This is a genomic window from Pontibacter toksunensis (genome assembly GCF_042686245.1).
GTDB lineage: Bacteria > Bacteroidota > Bacteroidia > Cytophagales > Hymenobacteraceae > Pontibacter > Pontibacter toksunensis.
This window is the reverse complement of the sequence record NZ_JBHUOX010000016.1, coordinates 1-20,618: the sequence shown is the minus strand read 5'-3', so window position 1 is coordinate 20,618 and position 20,618 is coordinate 1. Positions and strand designations below refer to the sequence as shown.

Genomic DNA, 20,618 nt, shown 5'->3' with positions numbered 1-20,618 from the left:
CTACTAGATGTTTAACAGTTACTTAAAAGGTGATTTGTGCTCCAATTGCAAAGTTTCTGGTAGTAGGGTAAACATCCAGGCTGCCATAGCCAGGAGTTAAGCCTACAACGCCAACAGAAGTTGGATCCAAGCCGGAATATCCGGTTAAAGTGAACACATTTCTAACTGATCCATAAATTCTGAAGTTGCTTATCTGGTCAACGCCCAGCCTAGGAGACCATCCGATAGTAAGGTTATCCAACCTCAGGAAGTCGCCGTCCTCCAGGAAGTAGTCAGTGATAACTTTTCCTGATTTGATGTGGTCGTTTCGGTCAAAAGCATCCTGCAAAAGGTTGGTACTCGCTTCTCCCTGCAGGCCGTAGTACATCTGGTACAGGTTCAGTATCTGGTAGTCAAAGCGGCCACGGAAGAAGATCGTCAGGTCAAAGGCCTTGTAGTTAAGCGAATTGGTCCAGCCCAGTTCGTAACGCGGTGCACCATTGCCGATGTACGTTCTGTCCCTGTCGCGGCTCACCTCTATGTTATTACCACTGGCACGTAGTTTCTCGGAGCCCTCAATTCCTTCTTTCCAAACAAGGATATTTCCATCCTCATCTACCCCGGCATATTTGTAGCCATAATAGTTACCAATGTCTGTGTTGTCTTCCAGCCTGTAAGCCGGCCCAGGGTTACCAGGAGAAGGCAGATCCTGCAGGTCTACAAAGTCTGCCTGATACACATCATTCGACCAGGTTCCTAACTTAGCTCTTGTGTAAGAGCCCGTGAGGGTGGTGCTGTAGCTGAAATCTCCTGTGTTTACAGCGTCCCAGTTTAAAGACGTTTCAACACCTCTTGAGCTGGTGGTACCAACATTCACGAACATTCTCTCGTGCAAGAAGGGAGGCACCGGTACACGGTACTCTGAAATCAAATCACTGCTTCTGCGGTCAAAGTAGTCGATGCTACCGCTCAGCTTGTTGCTGAACAAAGCGAAATCCAGACCAACGTTATAGGAAATGGCTTTCTCCCAACGCAAATCAGGGTTATAGTTGTTTCCGGGTCCGTACACCTGTATCCAGGTACCTTCATCGTTCTGGTACCTGCCGTAGCCCTGGTAGCGCTGAAGAGCAGTGTACCTGTCAAAGCCAGAGCGACCTGTAACACCATAGGAAGCGCGCAGCTTTAAGTCATCAATAACGTCAATTCCCTGCAAGGCTGGTAGGTTAGACACGCGCCATGCAGCAGATACGGCCGGGAAAAGACCCCATTTGTTCTCTATACCGAACTTTGTGTTACCCTCATAACGGAAGGATGCCATCAGATAGTAGGTGTCATCAAAGTTGTAGTTCAAACGACCAAGGAAGGCAATGGTCTTTTCCTTGCTTCTCCAGGAATCCATACCTAAACGGCCTTTTTCTGCTCTGTTCCATTCTCCGGCACTCAGGTTATCGTATCCGAACGCATCAGAAGGGAAATCGGCATTCTCGGCAAAGAACCCTCTGTTGTTTGACTCCTGGTAAGAGTAACCACCCAACAACCTGATGTCGTGTTTCCCGATGGTAGTATTGTAGTTGTTCAGCCACTCTAGTACATAATCCGTCCACCGCTCATCTCCTAACCGGGCGCGCCCCGTACGGTCATTCTGCACAGACTCTGCCGCCATGGATGAGTGGTACTCTCTTCTGTACGCATCTTGGCCCTGCCGTGCCAATTTAAGCTCCGTGCTCAGGTTATCTAGAATATTGTATTTAGTAGAGATGTCTACAATAGAATATTCCCGGTCTGCCCCATTTTCTCTGGCTAGCAGGCTCTGAACCGGATTATAAGTATCAAACCCTAAGATGGTGTTATATCTGGTAGGATCATTCGGATCCATGATCGGAATGGTAGGGTTTAGCTTCACTGCTTGCTGGAAAGCGCCATAGTTGGTGTATTCTTCACTCACTATCCTGTAAGAAAGATTGCCGCCTACCTCCAAACGGCCGTTCATAGCCATTTGCAGGAAGCTTGCCCGCAGGCCATACTCTTTCCGGTCAGAGGCAATATCAATACCTTCTTTTGTTCTGTACTGGCCTGAGAGGCGAAACACTGTATTTTCGTTACCGCCGCTTACCGCCAAAGTATGATTCTGACCGAAGTTGTCCTCTCTAATTAACTCATCGTACCAGTTTGTCCTGGCTCCACGGTCAGCATCCCGGCCCCGCTCCAGGAATTCCTCCGGAGAAAGAATATCAGGCCTGGCTGCTACCCGGTCGTGCTCTACAAAGCCGTCGTAGGTTACGGACACTTTTCCGGCTTTTCCTCTTTTCGTCTGAACAAGGATAACACCGTTGGCACCGCGCGAACCGTAGATAGCAGCAGCGGCGGCATCACGCAGCACCGAGATAGACTCAATGTCCTGCTGCGCCAGGTTTCGCAAATCCCCGCCCGGCAATCCGTCAATTACGACCAGCGGCCCGTTACCTGACCTGAGAGAGGCAGCACCCCGCAACTGTATGCTTGGTCCTGCGTTTGGGTCGGATGCAGCAGGGTTGGAAATAGTTACCCCGGCCACTTTACCTTCAATCATCTGCAAAGGGCTGTTAAAGGCTCCTTTCTGAAAATTCTCACTTGTCACTGTGGTAACGGCACTACTCACTTCTTTCCTTTCCATGGTACCGTAACCCACTACCACCACTTCTTCCAGTGCCTTGGCATCGGTAGATAAGGTTACATTGATAGTAGATTGGTTGCCGATCTTAACTTCCTTCGTTGCGTATCCAATGTAGGAGAATATGAGGGTGCCGTTGCTTTGATCATCCGGTACGGTGAGGCTAAAGTTTCCATCTGCATCAGTAGAAACGCCTGTAGTTGTACCCTTTAAAACTACTGTTACTCCTGGCAGTGGCATGCCCGTTGCGTCTTTCACCGTACCACTTACCTGCACTTCATACTTTGAGAAACTACCTGCGACTGAACTCTTCCCAGAGACCAGAGCCGAAGAGATTGTATTTAGCTGATCTTTTTCAGCTGCATAGCTTTGTGGACCAGTCAAGCCCGCACAAATTGTAAAAGAAAGAAGGCCGGTACAGAAGATCCGCCCCTTTCCTTTTACATAGCTACCATTAAGCAAATCTGTAAATTGGTGTTTCATAGGTTTTAAAATTAATTATGACACTGATTAAAGCACGCTAAAACGTTTTAGCATCTGCAACAATTATAGTTTGTCTTTTGATGGATTTTTGAATACCTCCTTTACTGCGTAATAAGTTATATTATAATCTACTGCAAACCTCATCTTCATCATATTCTAGGCTCCCTACCGTCAAACACACGTGTGTTCACGCTTAAAAGCCACCACCTTATTTTTTTACCTGCACACATCTGGAAGCCAGTAGCTCAGGCAGCTAATTTTATAATAGTTTTTTATCTTTCTTTGGCTTAAATTAATCAATGTATTTTAATATCCAAAAGTTTTATATAGATATTTGAGTGGAAGTGAGTGAGTAATCATAATTATAATCTAAAGGTGCTCTAAAATTCTTTGAGGATTTTAAACAACATTCGAGGCAAAAAACAAGCTATCAGACAGGGGGCCGCTTTCCATACTCAAGATAATGAGGCGAACGTGGAACAAAGTGGCTTTCTAAACCGGAGCTTCCCTCCTATAGCAAGCAAAGCATACGCATACAACAGGTAAGGTTGTGAATTGCAGTGCCTGACACTACGACTCTAGCTTTCAAAGCAGTCCCTCTTTTTCAAATTTGGCCAGTGCTTCTGTTAGCATAACGCCACTGAGTTGTGTAGAGCTTTCAACAGCGCCTTTGGGAAGGGTGCTCCAGTCAGAACTAAACAGAATCTCGGGCTTCGTGGTACCTTTGCTCCAGAGCTGTTCCCCGTTCTGCCGTAGAAAAGCTACATAAGCGCGGCGTCTTTCCTCGCTCACATCTTCTTCCATCACAAGCTCTGTCAGGTAACGCACTAGTATTCCTTTGAACAGGCCGCCATCTCCACCGCCACGCTCTCTTAGTATGTTATTCACGGTAAAATGTTGGTTGTTCAAGACGTAGTCCGCCGTTCTGACAGCGTCATTTAGGTAAGCCTGCTGGCCTGTAATTTGGTACAGCTCCAAACCTGCTCCTATGTACACGCCCTGGCAATACGTGAACAGCCAGTTCTTGTCAATTTTATTGTCCCCCTGCCTGTTTATACCATCCCATACCAAGCCAGTGGCGGGGTCAACTAAATTTTCTTTCTGCCATTCATATATCTTTTTAGCCCATTCCAGGTCTTCCTCCTCCTTGTTAAGCTGGTATAGCCTGGACGCCAGAATGCTGGCAGGGGCATTGGCCGGTGTGTTTTTGTAATCTACCTGGTCTTTCTTCCAGCTGATGCCACCACCCAGATAATCGCTCCAGCCAGTTTTTATGTCTTCCCAAAGTGTTTCTGCAGTGGCTTTGTACTTTTCATCTTTTGTAAGGTCATAGGCTCTCAGGCAAGCCAGCGCCATCCACTCCATGTCATCGTAATAGTTGTTGCTGAACGTGTTCCCATTCGTGCGCTTTACCCCTTCATGCAACTCGCTCATGAGGGTAAGGTACTTCGGATCATTTGTGCGGGCGTAGGCATCGCAAATAGCGTCCAGGGCATGTGCCTGCCACCAATAATTGAAGGCGGTATCTCCTGTGTTCGTTTTTAGAAAGTAACCTTGGTTAGGCGACCAGAAGTGCCGGACAAGGGCATCCTGAGACTTATCTGCTGCCTCTGCCCAGGAAGTCTCCTCATCCTGTGGCGCCTGTACGTCTTTGCTTGTCTTTGACGGGCTGGCGCTCTCACATGCCGTTATAAACAGCGGACCTGCAGCAAGCAACAGCAGGTAAGGTAATCTGGTAGTCATTTTCATATTGTATAGGTGGAATTAGGTAAGGTACTGGCAAGGGCAAAAGCCACTGCCTATGCTAAACTTATACTGGAAGCAGAGCTCCAGACTTCTAAAAAAGTGTTAAGGCGCCTTGGCGTTAGGCACCATCAGGGTTGCTTTACATTTTTCCTCCTTACAAAGTGGCGGAGCGTTGTTAACAGGCGGCAGAAGCATGATAAGTGAAGTATCCTTACAGAGGCCGTATCTTGATATTCTTAAACCATACCTTGTCGCCGTGGTCCTGTAAGGCAATGTGTCCGCTCTTATAGGTTCCGTATTCCGGCATGCTGGCAAATTTACTTTCCTTCACCATACGCTCCCACTCAGGGCTCCAAAGCGTGTACTCCACTACTTTCTTGCCGTTCAGGTATTGTTCCACATGTCCGTTCTTCACTACCAAACGGACCGTGTTATACTCTCCCGCTGGTTTCACGGCAGGTTCAGAAAGCGGATGAAGGTCGTAATTTGTTCCTGCTTTGCGGTTACCATTTTTGCCCTGCTTTGCATCCGGGTGCCTTTCATCATCTATAATCTGTACTTCCGGGCCTGTCTGAAAGGTATACTGGAATTTAGGGTCTTCAGAAACGTTGAAGAAAATGCCGCTGTTGCCACCCTCCGAAATCTTCCAGTCCAGCATCAGTTCAAAATCCTTGTACTCTTCCTTCGTAACGATATCACCGCCTCCTTTGCCTGTTAGTGCAATGGCACCATCCTCGATCTGCCAGGCATCCGGTACATTGTCCTTTTTGAACCCGCGCCATTTGTCCATGCTTTCTCCATCAAAAAGCGACACCCAGCCGGCATTCTTCTCTTTCTTCGTTAATGTATTATCAGCCTGAGCTGAGCTACTGCCCGTTTGTGAGGCACAGGCGCTTATCATGACAACTGTGGCTACAAAAGCCAGTAGTGCGTATATCTTTTTCATTTGAGTCAATTTTCAGTGAGTTAAAAGTTACAGCCATCGCTGCTTGCTTCATCAGTTTGATTCAATGCTGCAGCTGTAACAGGCATTAGTTAAAAAAATGCCGTATGTCCCCGACCAGGTTAGGAGGAGAGGAACATACGACATGTAGCTTACCACAGCACTTGCCCTTCAAGCACTACTTAGCAGAGGCTTTATCTGCGGGAGCAGCCAGTGAATTTATCCATCTGGCAATCTTAAGCGCATCTTCTTTGGGCACCTGCGGCATCGGCGGCATTTCCGTGGCATAATCAGGCCAGTTTTTCGGGTCCGGGTTATGGATCAGCTCCACAATCCTCTCAGGCGTATAGCCACGCTTGGCTACATCCACATAGGCCGGCCCCACCTGTCTTTTTTCTGTGTTGTGGCAGGCCAGGCAGGTATGCTTTGCCAGAAGCCCCTTCACTTCATCGTAAGTAGGCGCATTTTGGCGCGAAGCGGCTTTAGCAGGCGCCTTTTTAGCGGCTGTGCTTGCTGCTGCAGAATTTGCCTTCGCTGGCGAGGACTTCTTAGCCGATGCTGTTGAAGTAGATTTCCCCTTTGATGCTGCAGCGGCGGAATTCTTTGTGCTCAACTCACTCATCGAAAGCTTCTGCCCTTCCGGAATGTTGTTCAGCGTGTAGTACGCTGTCGGGTGAACCAGTGAGTGAGAATTATCACGCTCCCGCACACCATTCAACGTGATGTTGTGGATGTAATAGCGGCGCAGGTTATCCACTACAATGCGGGCCTTCATGCCGTCTTCTGACACTTTTACGCCTTTAATAGGGTTCTCCTCGGTGTCTACAGGCGGGCTGCCGTAAACCGGGTGGTATTTATAAATGAAGCTGGAAACATTGTAGGAGTTCACATCCTCCGCTGATTTCCGGTCTACAGGCTTGGTGAACTCTATTTCAAAGCCGTCTGGCATAGCACGTACGGCACGCATCTCGAACGGCACTTTTTCGTTCCATACCAGGCGCTGCAAACCTTGGTTGGCTTCACCTGCGGAGCCCCATCCACGGTTTGTCTCTCCCACAAACAAAGAACCGTCTTTTGCCCAAGCCAGGCGCAGTACACCAGACTGGAAGCCGGTTCTGAACAGGAAAGATGCTCCCTGGTATTCGCCATTCACTTTCTCCAGGAACACGCGAGAGATCAAGCTCATTCCTTGGTCTCCTACCAGTATCTGGCCACCAAACGGACCAAAGTTCTCTTCCGGTATCTTTATTGGCTCAGAGTTGGAAATACCCAGAATACCGTGCGGGAGCCACACTGCGGGCGTACGTAATTCAGGGAACTCTTTCTTCATCTCGTACATCGCCACATAGTCCTCATCTACAATATTTTCAGGTTTGATGTAGCGGCCCTGTTCGTTCTTTACCTGGCGCGGATCAAGCTTGGCGTACATTTGCTCAGTCGTCAGCTTAACCGGTGAGTTAGGCATGTCCGTCCAGCGTAAACCAGCCGGATGGCCTGTAAAGGCACCTTTTGGTACGTGCCAAAGCCCTCCTGAACCCATCCATTCTCCTTGGTTGTCGGTGTAGAAAAGCTCTCCGTCAATAACACCCGGACCTGCTGGTGAACGCATGCCTGTGGCCCAAGGCTCTAACTTGCCATCTTCACTGATCTTCATCGTCCAGCCGCGCCATGGCACCCGGCTTTCCCCACGCCACCACTCCTCGTTTCCGAAAGCGACGTTGCCGGTAACAAAGAAGTCACCGTCCGGAGCAAGCTTGGGCCCGAAACTATACTCATGGTAGTGCCCGGAAAGTGGCCACGCGTAAACGGTTTTGTACTTATCGGCCTTACCGTCCATGTCTGTATCCACCAGCTTCGTTAGTTCACCGCGCTGGGCTGCGTACAGGGCACCATCTTTATAGGCAAGTCCTAGAATCTCATGCAGTCCGGAAGCAAACTTACGGAAATAAGGCCGCTGGCTCGTCGGGTTCTCCACGATGTAAACATCTCCGCGCCGTGTGGAGATGCCCAGGTCGCCTGAAGGAAGCACTGTCAAGCCTCCCACCTCCAGCAATGCGCCCTCCGGTGAAGGCACACCTGCTATCCTGAAGTAGTCCTCTTCCATCGGTGACTCCTGGGCCACGGCTGAAGCATTGATACCAGTTACAGTTGCCGCAGTAAGCAGAAAGCCAAGCGCAGCATGACGGTATGATTTTCTATGCATATGTTTCATGGGTAACAATAGTCTGATGTTAGAAAATGATTGAATAGCTGACCTTGCCGCGTACCGGCACTATCAGCTCTTTTTTGCCCCCGGCGTCTCTCACCACAGGCTTTGCACCGCCGGCATCATCCACTTTAATGTAATAGGACTTTCCGTCTACTGTGTACATGTCTCTCGAAACTGCCTCAATGGTGTTGCCTTCTGCCAGACGGGCGTACAGGTTCTCTCCGGGGTTCTGCACTGTTAGCTCTCTTCGTATTCCTTTACCACCTTCCAGTACCCGTATAGCATCCTGCACGTTTGCTCCATACAGTTTATAGCTGAAGGTTGGCTGGTCGTTCTTATCCACATCATACCCTTCCGGACGGTAGCCGCTGCCTGCGGTGTCTGCTACCCAGGCTGCCTGTGGAGAAGACAGTTTAGCCAAGGTGAAAGCGGGCTGTCCGAAGTGCTGCACAGCGCCAACTGGTCGGGAAGATCCATCTCCACGGCTATACCACATCGGTGTTGCATCCAGGAACCCTCCGCGCCATACCTGGACCATGTTGCCTCTGTCCATGTCGTAGGTATAATGCACCTGCTCAGGGCTTCCCACATTTACAGCGTGCACCACTCTGACACCTCTTCTGCCTTCTTCATTTTCAATCGGCAGATCCATAAAACTTCGAAGTATGGTATTAACGGGGGCGTCCACCAGGATTGGTCCCTGGGAATTATTGTTCCCGCCACCAGCAACAGGTTCGCCCATCACGTACTCCCTGATGCCAGGGCCTACCACGGCGATGCCTATAGAAGGTCTTCCCCACTCTACAATCTTGGAGTAAATAAGCTCAAAAGGCATGTCGCCGGCAGGCAGGTTTACAGTACCCCGCAGGTTTCTGTCCCCTATCGGAATGACAACTTTGTTGTTGATTTTCATCATTCCTCCGCCACCGCCTGCATTTAGGTTAAAGGTATACTCCCCCGGCTCTTTTACCCGGAGCGTACCCCTGTATCGGATAAGAAAATCGTTCGGAAAAGGACTTATTGTGGAGGTCAGCGCAACAGAGGTTCCCTCCGCTTCAGGAGGAATGCTGTCATATAGCGGCTCCACCTCATACTTCCCTTTATACACCTGGTACTTCAGATCTACAAGTTCAGGGCGGGGTTTGCCATACTCCGTTATCTTTATATCCTTGAATGCTACGGCACCGTGGTCTCCCTGAAATCGGAGCGGACCTGTTGGCACTTCATTGTTTCCCATAGCACCCCGCGTTGGCCCGAATAGCTCTACATTCTCGTGTATAACTACACCGTTCAGCTCGGCGCGCAGTATTTTGGCGTTCTCAATCTTCTTGCCGCTGGCATCAAAGCGCGGTGCCTGGAACGAGACCTTCAGGTGCTGCCACAGCCCGGGAGCGCGGCTTACATTCTGGCGGGGAGCATACCCCTGAAAGCCCTTCTGCCCATTGGGTCGGCTTTCGTCCCAGCGCTCATAAATACCACCATTGTCCCCGGAGGTAGCAGTCTTTGTTCCCCAGCTGTCGTTCAGCTGCACCTCGTACCTGCCCTGCAGGTAAATGCCGGAATTAGCGCCCTTCGCCATCATAAAATCAAGCTCCATGTCCATGTCTCCATGCTCAAAGTTGGTATAGAGGTCTGTTCCCTTTTTTCTTCTGCCCGGGTCGTTCACCAGCACGCCATTGCCTTCCACTGTATTCAGCCTGTTCGCCTTGTCGAGCTCTGCCGTTACACCTCCGGCAATCTGCCAGCTCTTTCCCGGGTTCTGGAAGGAAGATAAATCTTTTAGCGGAAGTGCATAAGATTCTCCGGCTGACTGTGCTAGGGCTAGCCCGGCACCGCATGCCCAAAACAAGCCCGTTACCAGTAGCTTGTTTACTGAAAACTTTAATCTTACCATATATTTTATTTTGTGTTTTTATTGTGAAGCATTCTACCTGAACCAAGTGCGTAATCCGAAACAGAAGAATTCAACTTGAAAGCTTTCAAAATACACCTCCAATTCCCTGTCACTCCTTTCCAGCTCGTGCTTTATTTCAATTTATTTATTTCAGTTTAGTCCCAGGTTAAGAAGAAATTCATCATGTATTCCTTCTCAAAGGCCTGAAAAATGTATTTCTCATCTTTACAGGGTACTTTTATTTGGCAGCAGTGCCTATAACTTTTCCAGTCTCTCCTAATTCAATTTAGCTTATATAAAGAGCTTTTACAAAAGGGAAGCATTGTTAGTCACTTCATTATCGATATTAAATCAGAACAGTCCTTTTGTAAAATGCTATCGCTCAACCCAAAATTCTTCCTGTTTTGCCTCTATCCAGGTGGCAGCCGCACCCAGCAAGGCAGATTCTTCTCCCAGTTCTGCAATGCGAATGGTCGTATCAACCCCGCCTTCCTTCAGCCGCTTCAGCAACTCAGATGAGAACAAGTGGTAGGTTTTTGAGATATTTCCCCCAATTACAACTACTTCCGGGTTCTCCTGCTTAAAGAAATTAATCAGGAACAGCGCGAGGTTTCTTCCAAACCTATGAAACACCTCCTGCACGTGTGGGTCTTTGTCTGCCAATTCGGCAAGCTCTTTTACGCCTCTTACCTCCAGCCCTGTCAGGTCAAAGTATGCCTTTACAAACCACCGGGTAGATAGCTTGTCTTCTGCAATGCCTTCCTCAAAGGGGGCACACCACAGCGCCGCATCTCTTGATTTCCCATTCTTGTAAATGGCAGAACCGAAACCGGTACCCAGCGTCAGGCCCAACGCGCTGCTGTATCCTTTTGCCGCCCCGCATACTACTTCTCCCTGCAAAAAGCATTCGGCATCATTTATAAACCTGATGTTTTCAGGCTCCATCGAGAGCCTTTGAGCCAGCATCTCCTTTATATTCAGCTTGTATAGTTTTTCATACTTGTTTTGCCCCTGTATAAGCGAAATTCCCATCTGATAATCAAAGGGCCCAGGCATAGCTATACCAATCTTGCCTGAGAACTTCGTGGTTTTCTTTATTGTCTCCTCTGCAATTTCACACCAGTCCTTCATAATTTCCTCCACAGTCCCCTGGCTGTCAATCTCCCTTCTTTCACGGCTTCCCAGCAGAAGGTTACAGGTACTGAGGTTTACGAGTGCTGCGGTGGCATGTGAGCCGCCAATGTCTATTCCTAATACTATCGGGTTATCCATCACTGTATTCTCTTTTAGAACAAACCTCTGAATTAGTCGCAACTACTGATTGAGTGAATTGGATAAGGAATAAGGATAAGCCTCGCTTTCAGTACCCCTTTCTTTGCTTGGAGTAGCTCCCATATCAAACACAAGCTTACCACCCCTCATAATAACTTCGTGGGTAATGTAGTTCTTGCCGTATTTCTTGCCGTTGAGCTTAACCTTTTGCACATATATGTTCTCTTCGCTGTTTCTAGGTGCCTCAATCACGAACTCCTTGCCGTTCTCCAGTTGCAGCGTTGTTTTCCTGAACAGAGGCGCTCCCAGCACATACTGGTTTACTGCTGGTGTAACAGGGTAAAAGCCCATGGCTGAAAACACATACCAGGCTGAAGTTTGCCCGTTGTCTTCATCCCCGATATAACCGTCGGGCGTTGGCTTATACATGCGGTTCATGGTCTGGCGCGCCCAGTACTGCGCTTTCCATGGCTCACCGGCGTAGTTGTACAGGTATATCATGTGCTGAATCGGCTGGTTTCCGTGTGCATACTGGCCCATATTGGCAATCTGCATCTCCCGTATCTCATGTATCACGCCACCGTAATAGCTTTCATCAAAAACAGGAGGCAGTGAGAAGACAGAGTCCAGTTTGGCTACAAAGTTTTTTCTTCCTCCCATCAGGTCTACCAGCCCCTGCACATCGTGGAAGACAGACCAGCTGTAATGCCAGCTGTTTCCCTCCGTAAAAGCATCGCCCCATTTGAAGGGATTAAAAGGAGACTGGAAAGAACCATCTTTGTTCTTGCCGCGCATCAGCCCTGTGGAAGGGTCAAAGAGGTTACGGTAATTCTGGCTGCGCTTTGCGTAAAGGTCAATTTCCTGTTGTGGCCGGTTCAGGGCTTTGGCCAGCTGGTAGATAGCAAAGTCGTCATAGGCATACTCCAGGGTACGTGCGGCGTTTTCATTTATATCTACGTCGTAAGGCACGTAGCCTAGCTTATTATAGTAGTCAGCACCGGCACGGCCAATGGCTGTGATTGGCCCCTCGTTGTTGGCACCGTGCAGCAACGCCTCATATAATGTATTGATGTCATAACCCCGCAGGCCTTTCATGTAGGCATCGGCCACAACAGAGGCAGAGTTGTTGCCTACCATAATGTTAGCATAGCCTGGGCTCGACCACTCCGGCAGCCATCCGCCTTCTTTGTAGTCATTTACAAGGCCCGCCTGCATCTCTTTGTTTATAGATGGATAAACCAGGTTCAGGAAAGGGTACAGCGCCCGGAAGGTGTCCCAGAAGCCGGTGCCGGCGAAACGGTATCCGTCATAGGTCTTGCCATCGTAGGGGCTGTAGTGCACGGCATTGCCAGCGGCATTTACCTCATACATGCGCTGTGGAAAAAAGAGGGTTCGGTAGAGACAGGAGTAAAAGGTACGCATCTGCTCCTCTGTGCCACCCTCCACTTTTATTCTGCCCAGCGCGTTATTCCAAAGCTGCTGTGCCTTTGCTTTTGTATCGTCGAACTTGTCGCCGGCGAGTTCTCTTTTTAAGTTTAGCTCAGCCTGCTCCAGGCTAATAAAGGAGGAAGCAACTTTCAGGTGCACGAACTCTCCTTTTGTGGTTTTAAAGCCCACTACTGCCCCGGTATGGTTAGTTTGCATCTCCAGTTCATCCTTCACCAGCACACTGTCTCGCCAGGTGTACGTTAGGTTAAAAGGTTTATCACTGTAAATAACAAAGTAGTTTTTAAAGTCTTTTGGGTTACTGCGGGAGTGCTTGGTTGTATAGCCGACTATTTTGTTTTCTCCGGGAATGACCTTTATATAAGAGCCTTTGTCGAGCGCATCCACCACAATGAAGGAGCTGTCGGACTTAGGAAAGGTAAAACGGAACTGAGCAGCGCGTTCTGCTGGAGTCATTTCGGCTGTTACGTCATGATCAGCCAGGTATACGCTGTAATAATATGGCTTAGCAACCTCCGCTTTGTGTGAGAACCAACTGGCCCTGTCATCCTCTTTGAACCTCACTTTACCAGTAACCGGCATTATCGCGAATTGTCCGTAGTCATTCATCCAGGGAGATGGCTGATGCGTCTGCTTGAAGCCGCGAATTCTATCTGCATCATACGTATAGGCCCAGCCGTCGCCTATCTTGCCCGTCTGCGGCGTCCAAAGGTTCATTCCCCAAGGCACTCCCAACGCCGGATAGGTGTTACCATTAGACAGGCTCGGCTTAGAATCTGTGCCCATTAGGGGATTTACCAGCTCAGCAGGTTGAAAAGTATTGCCCTTTTGTGCAAAAGCCGGCAACGAAAGCACAATAAGAGATACAAGACAGATTAAAGATCTTACCATTTACATTTACTTTTTATACTATTCAAAAAGCTGATACCACTTTTTAGAGTTTTCACTTTCTACTAAATCGTTTTAGCAAGCAAGTAAATAAAAACAAAACTAAAATCAAAAAGGCTTTCACATACTAATCAGCACGTCTTCCTTTCCAACAGACTTACATTTATTCCAACATTGTGCTTAACAGCATGTAGTTAAACAGTCTTGAAAAGTAACCAGAGTGCAAGCACCCACACAATGTAAAAGAGACAAAAGAAGAGACAATATGAGCAGGAATCAGACACAACACTATTTTTACCTTTACCAGGTGTAGTAGTATTGTGCTATAACTTATGCTCCTTTATGAGCAATTAATCACTTTATTCTTAATATTTCAACTTTTATTTCACTTTTATTGTGGTTGTATACTGTATTCTTCCATTCTAATGGAGAATATCAGGTGAGAGTATTGAGGAGTAAACACATAACTGGCGATAAAGAAGTAAACGGAATATGCCGCTGCAACTAATCGTGACACGCCGGAAACAGACAATGCGGTACTAAAATGAAGCTGCTAATCCAGTTTTTTTTTCCGTGAAGATTCTCGAATGATAAGCTTTGCTGGCAGTACTAGTTCCTCATTTGAATTCGCCAGACTGGAATTCTCCAGTTGGTTCAACATCATATTGATAACCTCTCTTGAAATTTCTTCTATGGGTTGCGCGACAGCTGAAACGGTTGGCACAAAGAGGGGAAAGATATCATGGTCGTCAAAAGAAACAATCCCGATTTCAGATGGCAACAGAAACCCTGTGTCTTTTATTGCCTGTAGCCCCCAGATACTAATGTAGTTGGTTGCAAATATCACTGCATCTATGTCTCTGTTGTCTTTCAGAAAAGACACAACACGCGCTATATTTCTATCATCCGGATCTTTGAACTCCAGTTCCGCCACATACGGCCGTAGGTTATTATTTTTTAGTGCGCTCTTATAGCCACTGAGGCGATCGTTCATTTGCACTTGCTCTGACTCAATTGTAATGAAGGCAATCTTAGAGTACCCCTGGCCTATCAGGTGGTTTGTGGCATTATAGGTACTATTAAAGTTGTCGATGATAACATAGTTCGTTTGTAAGTCAGGAAAGAAACGATCGAACAGAATAACAGGAAACTTGTCGTCTATCAGGGCTTGTATGTCTTCCTCCACCCCTGCAGGAGGCGTCATGATATAGCCATCAATCTGCCAATCCCTGAACATCCTGATAAGCTCCCGGGTTTTCTCAACGTCGTTTTCTGTGCTGCAGTAGATTATTCTATAGCCTTTTTGGTGCGCCGCCTCCTCAATTAATCGGGCAACCTTAGAGAAAAAAGCGTTCGAAATGTCTTCTACCATCAAACTGATGTTCTTAGACTTTCCTGTCCTTAAGCTCTGGGCTATCTGGTTTGGCTTATATCCTACCTGCTCCACATACTTCAGAACCTTTTCGGCTAGCTGATCACTAATACGCATTTCTTTCGCTTTACCATTTAAAACAAAAGAGATGGTAGAAGTAGATATATTCAGTTGCTTCGCAATGTCGCGTATGGAGGGTTTCTTATTCTTCATCTTAAGAAAGTAACTACAAACCTGTGCTTACTAATGATGAAGCGCAGGTAAATGAACAGGCATTTTTTGATTAAAGGAGCCTGTTCATATTTTTATTATTGCAAAATAAGTTTGCTGCCATAAAAATTTTAGAATCCTTCTTCCAGAGTCTTATCCTAAGTTCCTGTAAAGGACAAGCGGCTAGCCTCAGGCAATATAATATATTATTAAGTTAATATAATATTTGAAGTTACAAATGCCGGAGCAGGGTCTCTTTATTGCACGAATGACATTCAACCTAAGGTTCTTTGCTACGGCATCTTTAAATGCCCTGCACATAAATCCGCAGACTTTGTAAGTGGCTCAATCTACTGTTTCTCCACCGGTATTTGCACGTAGAGAAGCTAACTCAGCCTCTGCGTACAGCAGAAATGACTGCGTTCTCATTACATTGTCTCTACCGTCTGTAGTAAGTTTATAGCGCGTAAGCCTATTTTTCAGGTGTTCAGCCTGGCACCTTTGTATTCGTGCCACTACTGAAGTGAAAGGTGTCTGCTCCTTTTTTAAACGAAGCTTGCCTTTCGGTTCTCTCGACGCTACCGCACTGTTCTGCAAGCCACTATATTTACTTTATTCTGCATGCTTATGGGGTAAGTCCAGCGCTTTGAACCGCTGTGTCAGCTCTGTTAAGGATTTTTCTACCCCCATGCGCTCCAGTGAAGAGGCCCCCACAAAGCCGTGGGCCCTGGTGTTCGCTAACACTACCCGCACATCTTCCGGTGTATTAATAGGCCCACCGTGCGTAAGGAAGAATGTTTCCGGGTTAACTTCACTGCCCGCCGCAATAATTTCATTCGTTCGCTCGATGGCTTCGTCCATTGAGCAGGTGGCACCTACCACCCCGATAGAACCGCCAACGGTTGTGCCCACATGCGCAATAATGGCGTCTGCTCCCACCTGAGCCATCTGCCGGGCCTCCTCCGGTGTAGCCACGTACACAATGGTGAACAAGTCCATCTTACTTGCCAGCCTGATCATTTCCACTTCTTTGTCAAAGCCCATACCTGTTTCTTCCAGCACTGCCCGGAAATGGCCATCGACAATAGCATGTGTAGGAAAATTATTAACTCCTGAAAAGCCCATTTCCTTTACCTTCAGCAAATGATGCCACATCCGGCGGCGGGGGTCAGAGCCGTGGACCCCACAGATAACAGGCACCTCTTCCACTACCGGCAGCACCTCAAACTCACCAATCTCCATGGCCACCGCATTGGCATCACCATAAGCCATCAGGCCCGCCGTAGAACCATGTCCAGCCATGCGGAAACGGCCAGAGTTATAAATAATAATCAGGTCGGCACCGCCTTTCTCAATGAATTTAGCACTGATACCAGTACCTGCCCCAGCTGCTATAATCGCTTTTTGCTGATCTAAGGTAAGCTGTAAGCGGTCTCTGACTTCCTGCTTGGTATAAGGATTCCCCTTTCCGGTCCATGGATTTGGCATAATAAGATCTTTGATTTGAAAAAATAGTTGAATTTACTAAAGTCATTTAAGCGCTAGCCACACTGCTGCTATTCGCTTTGTTCTTGGCTATCAGGTTTAACAACATTCCCACTGCTGCCTCAGCAAACTTTTTATCGTTTATATGAGCATCTACTTCCACTACCGGTACTTCTTTAACAGCATGTTCTTTTATAGCATCAAACAGAATCTGGTCGATATCAGGACGATGAAACACCCCGCCAGCTGCATCTATCTGCGATATCCCCTTATTAGGCAATAGTATGGCAGCGGCAGCGGAACTATTCAGTTTTTGGGCGAGCCTCTCACCCAGCAGGCGGTTTTCCTCTTCATTGGTCCGCATTAAGGTAACATCAGGCGCCCAGCTATAGAGCTGCCGGGCCTGGTACTGATCCGGCACCGTATCTAGCTGCGCAAAATTAACCATGTCCAGGCATCCCGGCACCACTACCTGCGGAATCTTCATCTCTACTGCAGCACTGAGCCGCTCAGGGCCCGCGCTGCAAATGCCGCCGCACAGTTCATCGGCCAGTTCGGTCGTTGTGATATCCAGAACGGCATCAAAGCACCCTTCGCGTATTAGGCCCTCCATGGTGCGTCCACCCACCCCTATAGCATGGAAAGCAAGTACTTCATACCCTTGATTTTTTAATAACTCACTGCATTGATCAACACAGGGAGTGGTATTGCCGAACATGCTGATGGCAATGATGCCGGCACTAGCCGCATCTTCTGTAGGCACGACCTGAGCCATGGCACAAATGGCCGCAGCCGCCTGTGCTATCAAAAGTTTGCTGATGCTGTTGAGGCCGGCCACATCCACTATCGAAGGCATAAGCGTAATGTCCTTGTTACCTAATTGCCGCGATAGATCTTTGGCCGCTAAAGTGGATAAACAAAGCTTGGGCACCCCTAGCGGTATTGACTGCATCGCCGAAAGTGCAATATATGTACCGCCGCCGCCGCCCATGCCAATGGCTGCCTTTACCCGTCCTTCCGCCACGAGCCGGGCGATAAGGACGGCAGCTCCCTTCCCCATCACGTCTACTGCATGTCCCCGGTCAGCTTTTTCTCTTAGGTCAATAATGGTAAAGCCTGCTTCCAAAGCCACACGGTCAGCTTCGAAATCCACTGGGAAATACTCTGTAGTACCCATAACGCCGGTGTTGATGGTTATTACCTGCTCTCCATGTGCAAGCAGACAATGGCGGAGAAAGGAGAAAACCTCTCCTTTCGTATCGAAACAGCCGAGCATCAAAACGAATTTGTGGTTAGCGGACATCTGGTTCTTCGCTTTAGGTGGAGAGAAGCTTTGTTCTATGGCTTATAATCCATTTCAATAAACCTGTTGGTTTGTTCAACTGCTTTGTTTGCTTCTAGAGTTGAATGTATGGTTTACATGAATCTATTCATTTTTGTTAGCTGGGTAAAATAAAGCTACCCCACAAACTACCTGCAGCCCCTGAAGTGTGGTTTGATAAGCATTTTGTATTTTTGTGAATCGAACTTGCTGTTCCGTAGCCTTCTTAAGCTTACTTTAAGAAGATTGTTTTGTTCAGCTTTGCTGATTCTTTAGCTGCTTCCAGAATCTCTACGGCGGTAACATTGATGGGTAATTCGTAGAGGTCGTTTTTATCAAGCGCCAGCCTACCACTTACAACTGAAGCCAGTAAGGAAAAGGGGTCGGTATACGGCTCAGGGCGTGGTTTCAGCTTTAACAGCTCTTCAGGCGATTTCTCACTCAGGCGCTGACGAACGGTTGTTGCATCCACGGCTACAGCATATCCCTTTTCACCATAAACTTCCATGTCTTTTCGGGAGAAGGGCCAGTTCCACGACCCCTGAATAATACACTGGGCTTTGGGGTACTGCAGGATAATGGTTGCTTCATCATCTACCTTCTGATAAATATCAGGCTTGTTCTGCTGCACTACTGCCGTTACAGAAGCAGGCTTTTCTCCATTCATAAGCCAGGTTATAAGGTTGGCGCCATAGCATCCGAAATCCATCAAGGCGCCTGCTCCGTTCTTCAGCGGGTCCGTTAGGATTTCCAGAAACTCTTTGCTCACCCCAATTTCCTTAGGCCCCTGGTGCCCATCATTCACCATCACTTTCCGTACCTCCCCCAACTTGCCCTCACCCACTAAACCAGCAACATACTGATTGCTTGCATACCAGGACGTCTCGAAATTTGTCAGTACATGGATATTATTCTTGGACGCGAGCGACTGGATTTCTTTTGCATCAGCCAATGTGGTAGCCAATGGTTTCTCCACCATAACATGGATTTTCCTTGGAGCACATGCCCTCACTACAGTAACATGGTCACTGGTTGCACCAAAGGCAGACACAGCATTCGGCTTTACCTGGTCCAGCATTTTATTCAGGTCGCTAAAAAACAATTTCTGGTCGATTTTATAACGTTTGGCGTACCTGTCCACCAACTCCTTATTAGGCTCGTAAATACCCACCAGAACAATATCTTTTTTACCGGGCCTGTTGAAAATCCAGTCGACATGGCCGTGGCTCAGACCTGCTACTGCAACTTTCACGGGCGTTTGGGCAAAAGTTTGTGTATAGAGCAAAACACAAAAAAGGGCAACTAAAAATGCTTTCATATCCTTAATTTTGTTTCTGTGTATTTGATGATAGAGTGGGCAGCATGTGAAAGTGGCTTAGAAATACCATACCCTCAGTACTCGTCACTCCTTTAAACAAAGTAAGCTACCGCACCATGTATAAAAAATTCAAATAGCAAAAGCCACCTACTACCTGGTGGCTTTTGCTATCCCCTCTCGTGCATCAGGAAACGATTATAAGAAGAATAACAGAGATAGTTGTTTTCAACTTACTACTCTACTGTTTATCATATGCATCCTATACGGTTTATTCTCTGCCGTGACTTTCCCTCCTTCTCAAGTCTCGGAGCATGAGGTGTTTTGAAGTGATTAGATTCATCTTGTGTTTTTTGACCATATCAAGCATTTCTACAATCAGCGCATCTGAATAAAAATCTTTCAGGATTACAAGGGCGTCCTGAATCAGAAGCTCAATCTCCTTTACACTATAGCCGTATTTAGCGGCTAGTTCCTCTTTTGATATTATCTCCCCCACACGAAAAGATACATCAGTAGATGTTGTCGCTTCTTCAGCACCTAATAAAGGAATGAGTTCTTTTATCTTCTCATTGGCTTCTGCTACAACACTCTCAGAGCCTGGCACCTCCCGGTTTATCTTTACTACTTCTGCTAATGCCGCCATGGCATCTATTACGTCTCGCTGTGTCATGATACTTTGGTCTTTAACATTTATACCCATTTCTGTTAGTTTGTTTGATACCAAGTCATCTATTGCCTGATACATCGGCACACCTAAGGTAGCGGCTAACACAGTCACTTTTTGCCTAGTAGTGTACGGGACCTTTATAGTAGCCCGATCATCTTTCTTGTTCTCCTTCATGTACGTAATGTACTAAATGTAGTACATAATTAATTTTAAAAGATTGCAAATAGAATTTATCACAAGGCTTTGCAGAGAATAACCATATTGCTTTTTTAGATATAACCGATATATAACTCTATAAATATAGCCTTAAGCTTGACGTGATGAAGTCTCTCTGATAAAAGAAAGAAATAGGCCAAATGCTAACTCCTCTTCTTCCTCTAGGCCAAAATCATGCATTTCATAGGAAGGGCTATAAGCAGGCAGTGAAGCGCGAGAAACCACGGCTGGCATATGAAGAGAGACTTGAGTAAAAGTAATAAAGAAACATGAGATCCATCCATGTAAATATTAGACACCTTACTTAGATTTATATCTGACAAGAACCAAAAGCTAAAGGATCGTGCAGCAATTATTATCATCATTTCCCTTACTTTTTTTGCCAATGATTTGGTACTGTGTTTAAAGTAAGGCTGGCTTTATTGCCAATCTTTCAAGATTATAGTTATACAGGAAGTAACGTATAGCCAATCGGTGATTTTCCCATGATCTGGAGAAGGATAATGTCTTTCTCACCAG

At 47.2% G+C, this 20,618-nt stretch carries 12 protein-coding genes; all 12 read right to left on the bottom strand.

Annotated elements, in window-relative coordinates:
- Positions 1-22 precede the first annotated feature (22 nt).
- The 12 genes from ACFS7Z_RS18595 to ACFS7Z_RS18540 all read right to left on the bottom strand — a co-directional run bounded on the left by ACFS7Z_RS18595 (position 23) and on the right by ACFS7Z_RS18540 (position 20,057).
- The gene (locus ACFS7Z_RS18595; RefSeq protein ID WP_377487759.1) at positions 23-3,112 is read right to left on the bottom strand and encodes a SusC/RagA family TonB-linked outer membrane protein; all 3,090 of its coding nucleotides are present in this window, start codon (positions 3,110-3,112) and stop codon (positions 23-25) included.
- A 585-nt stretch (positions 3,113-3,697) separates the two neighbouring features.
- Positions 3,698-4,855: a glycoside hydrolase family 76 protein gene (locus tag ACFS7Z_RS18590; protein WP_377487757.1), complete on the bottom strand. Its 1,158-nt coding sequence runs from the start codon at positions 4,853-4,855 to the stop codon at positions 3,698-3,700.
- Positions 4,856-5,069: 214 nt separating this feature from the next.
- Complete coding sequence (locus ACFS7Z_RS18585; protein WP_377487755.1) at positions 5,070-5,804, bottom strand: 3-keto-disaccharide hydrolase; 735 nt, start codon at positions 5,802-5,804, stop codon at positions 5,070-5,072.
- Positions 5,805-5,979: 175 nt separating this feature from the next.
- A complete protein-coding gene (locus ACFS7Z_RS18580) occupies positions 5,980-8,013 on the bottom strand; it encodes a hypothetical protein (RefSeq protein ID WP_377487753.1) in 2,034 nt (677 codons plus the stop codon).
- A gap of 19 nt (positions 8,014-8,032) precedes the next feature.
- Positions 8,033-9,904: a family 16 glycoside hydrolase gene (locus tag ACFS7Z_RS18575; RefSeq protein ID WP_377487751.1), complete on the bottom strand. Its 1,872-nt coding sequence runs from the start codon at positions 9,902-9,904 to the stop codon at positions 8,033-8,035.
- A gap of 375 nt (positions 9,905-10,279) precedes the next feature.
- Positions 10,280-11,176 carry an ROK family protein gene (locus ACFS7Z_RS18570; protein ID WP_377487749.1) on the bottom strand — a complete coding sequence of 299 codons (897 nt, stop codon included), beginning with the start codon at positions 11,174-11,176 and terminating at the stop codon, positions 10,280-10,282.
- A 42-nt stretch (positions 11,177-11,218) separates the two neighbouring features.
- Positions 11,219-13,513 (bottom strand): GH92 family glycosyl hydrolase, encoded by a 2,295-nt coding sequence (locus ACFS7Z_RS18565; RefSeq protein ID WP_377487747.1) that lies wholly within the window; start codon positions 13,511-13,513, stop codon positions 11,219-11,221.
- 550 nt (positions 13,514-14,063) lie between these two features.
- Positions 14,064-15,095 (bottom strand): LacI family DNA-binding transcriptional regulator, encoded by a 1,032-nt coding sequence (locus ACFS7Z_RS18560; protein WP_377487745.1) that lies wholly within the window; start codon positions 15,093-15,095, stop codon positions 14,064-14,066.
- Between the two features lie 609 nt (positions 15,096-15,704).
- Complete coding sequence (locus ACFS7Z_RS18555) at positions 15,705-16,580, bottom strand: phosphoenolpyruvate hydrolase family protein (protein ID WP_377487743.1); 876 nt, start codon at positions 16,578-16,580, stop codon at positions 15,705-15,707.
- A gap of 46 nt (positions 16,581-16,626) precedes the next feature.
- Positions 16,627-17,880 carry a Tm-1-like ATP-binding domain-containing protein gene (locus ACFS7Z_RS18550; RefSeq protein ID WP_377487741.1) on the bottom strand — a complete coding sequence of 418 codons (1,254 nt, stop codon included), beginning with the start codon at positions 17,878-17,880 and terminating at the stop codon, positions 16,627-16,629.
- Positions 17,881-18,130: 250 nt separating this feature from the next.
- Entirely contained in the window at positions 18,131-19,216 is a 1,086-nt protein-coding gene (locus tag ACFS7Z_RS18545; protein ID WP_377487739.1) for a Gfo/Idh/MocA family protein, read from the bottom strand.
- A gap of 268 nt (positions 19,217-19,484) precedes the next feature.
- Complete coding sequence (locus tag ACFS7Z_RS18540) at positions 19,485-20,057, bottom strand: hypothetical protein (protein ID WP_377487737.1); 573 nt, start codon at positions 20,055-20,057, stop codon at positions 19,485-19,487.
- Positions 20,058-20,618: the final 561 nt, after the last annotated feature.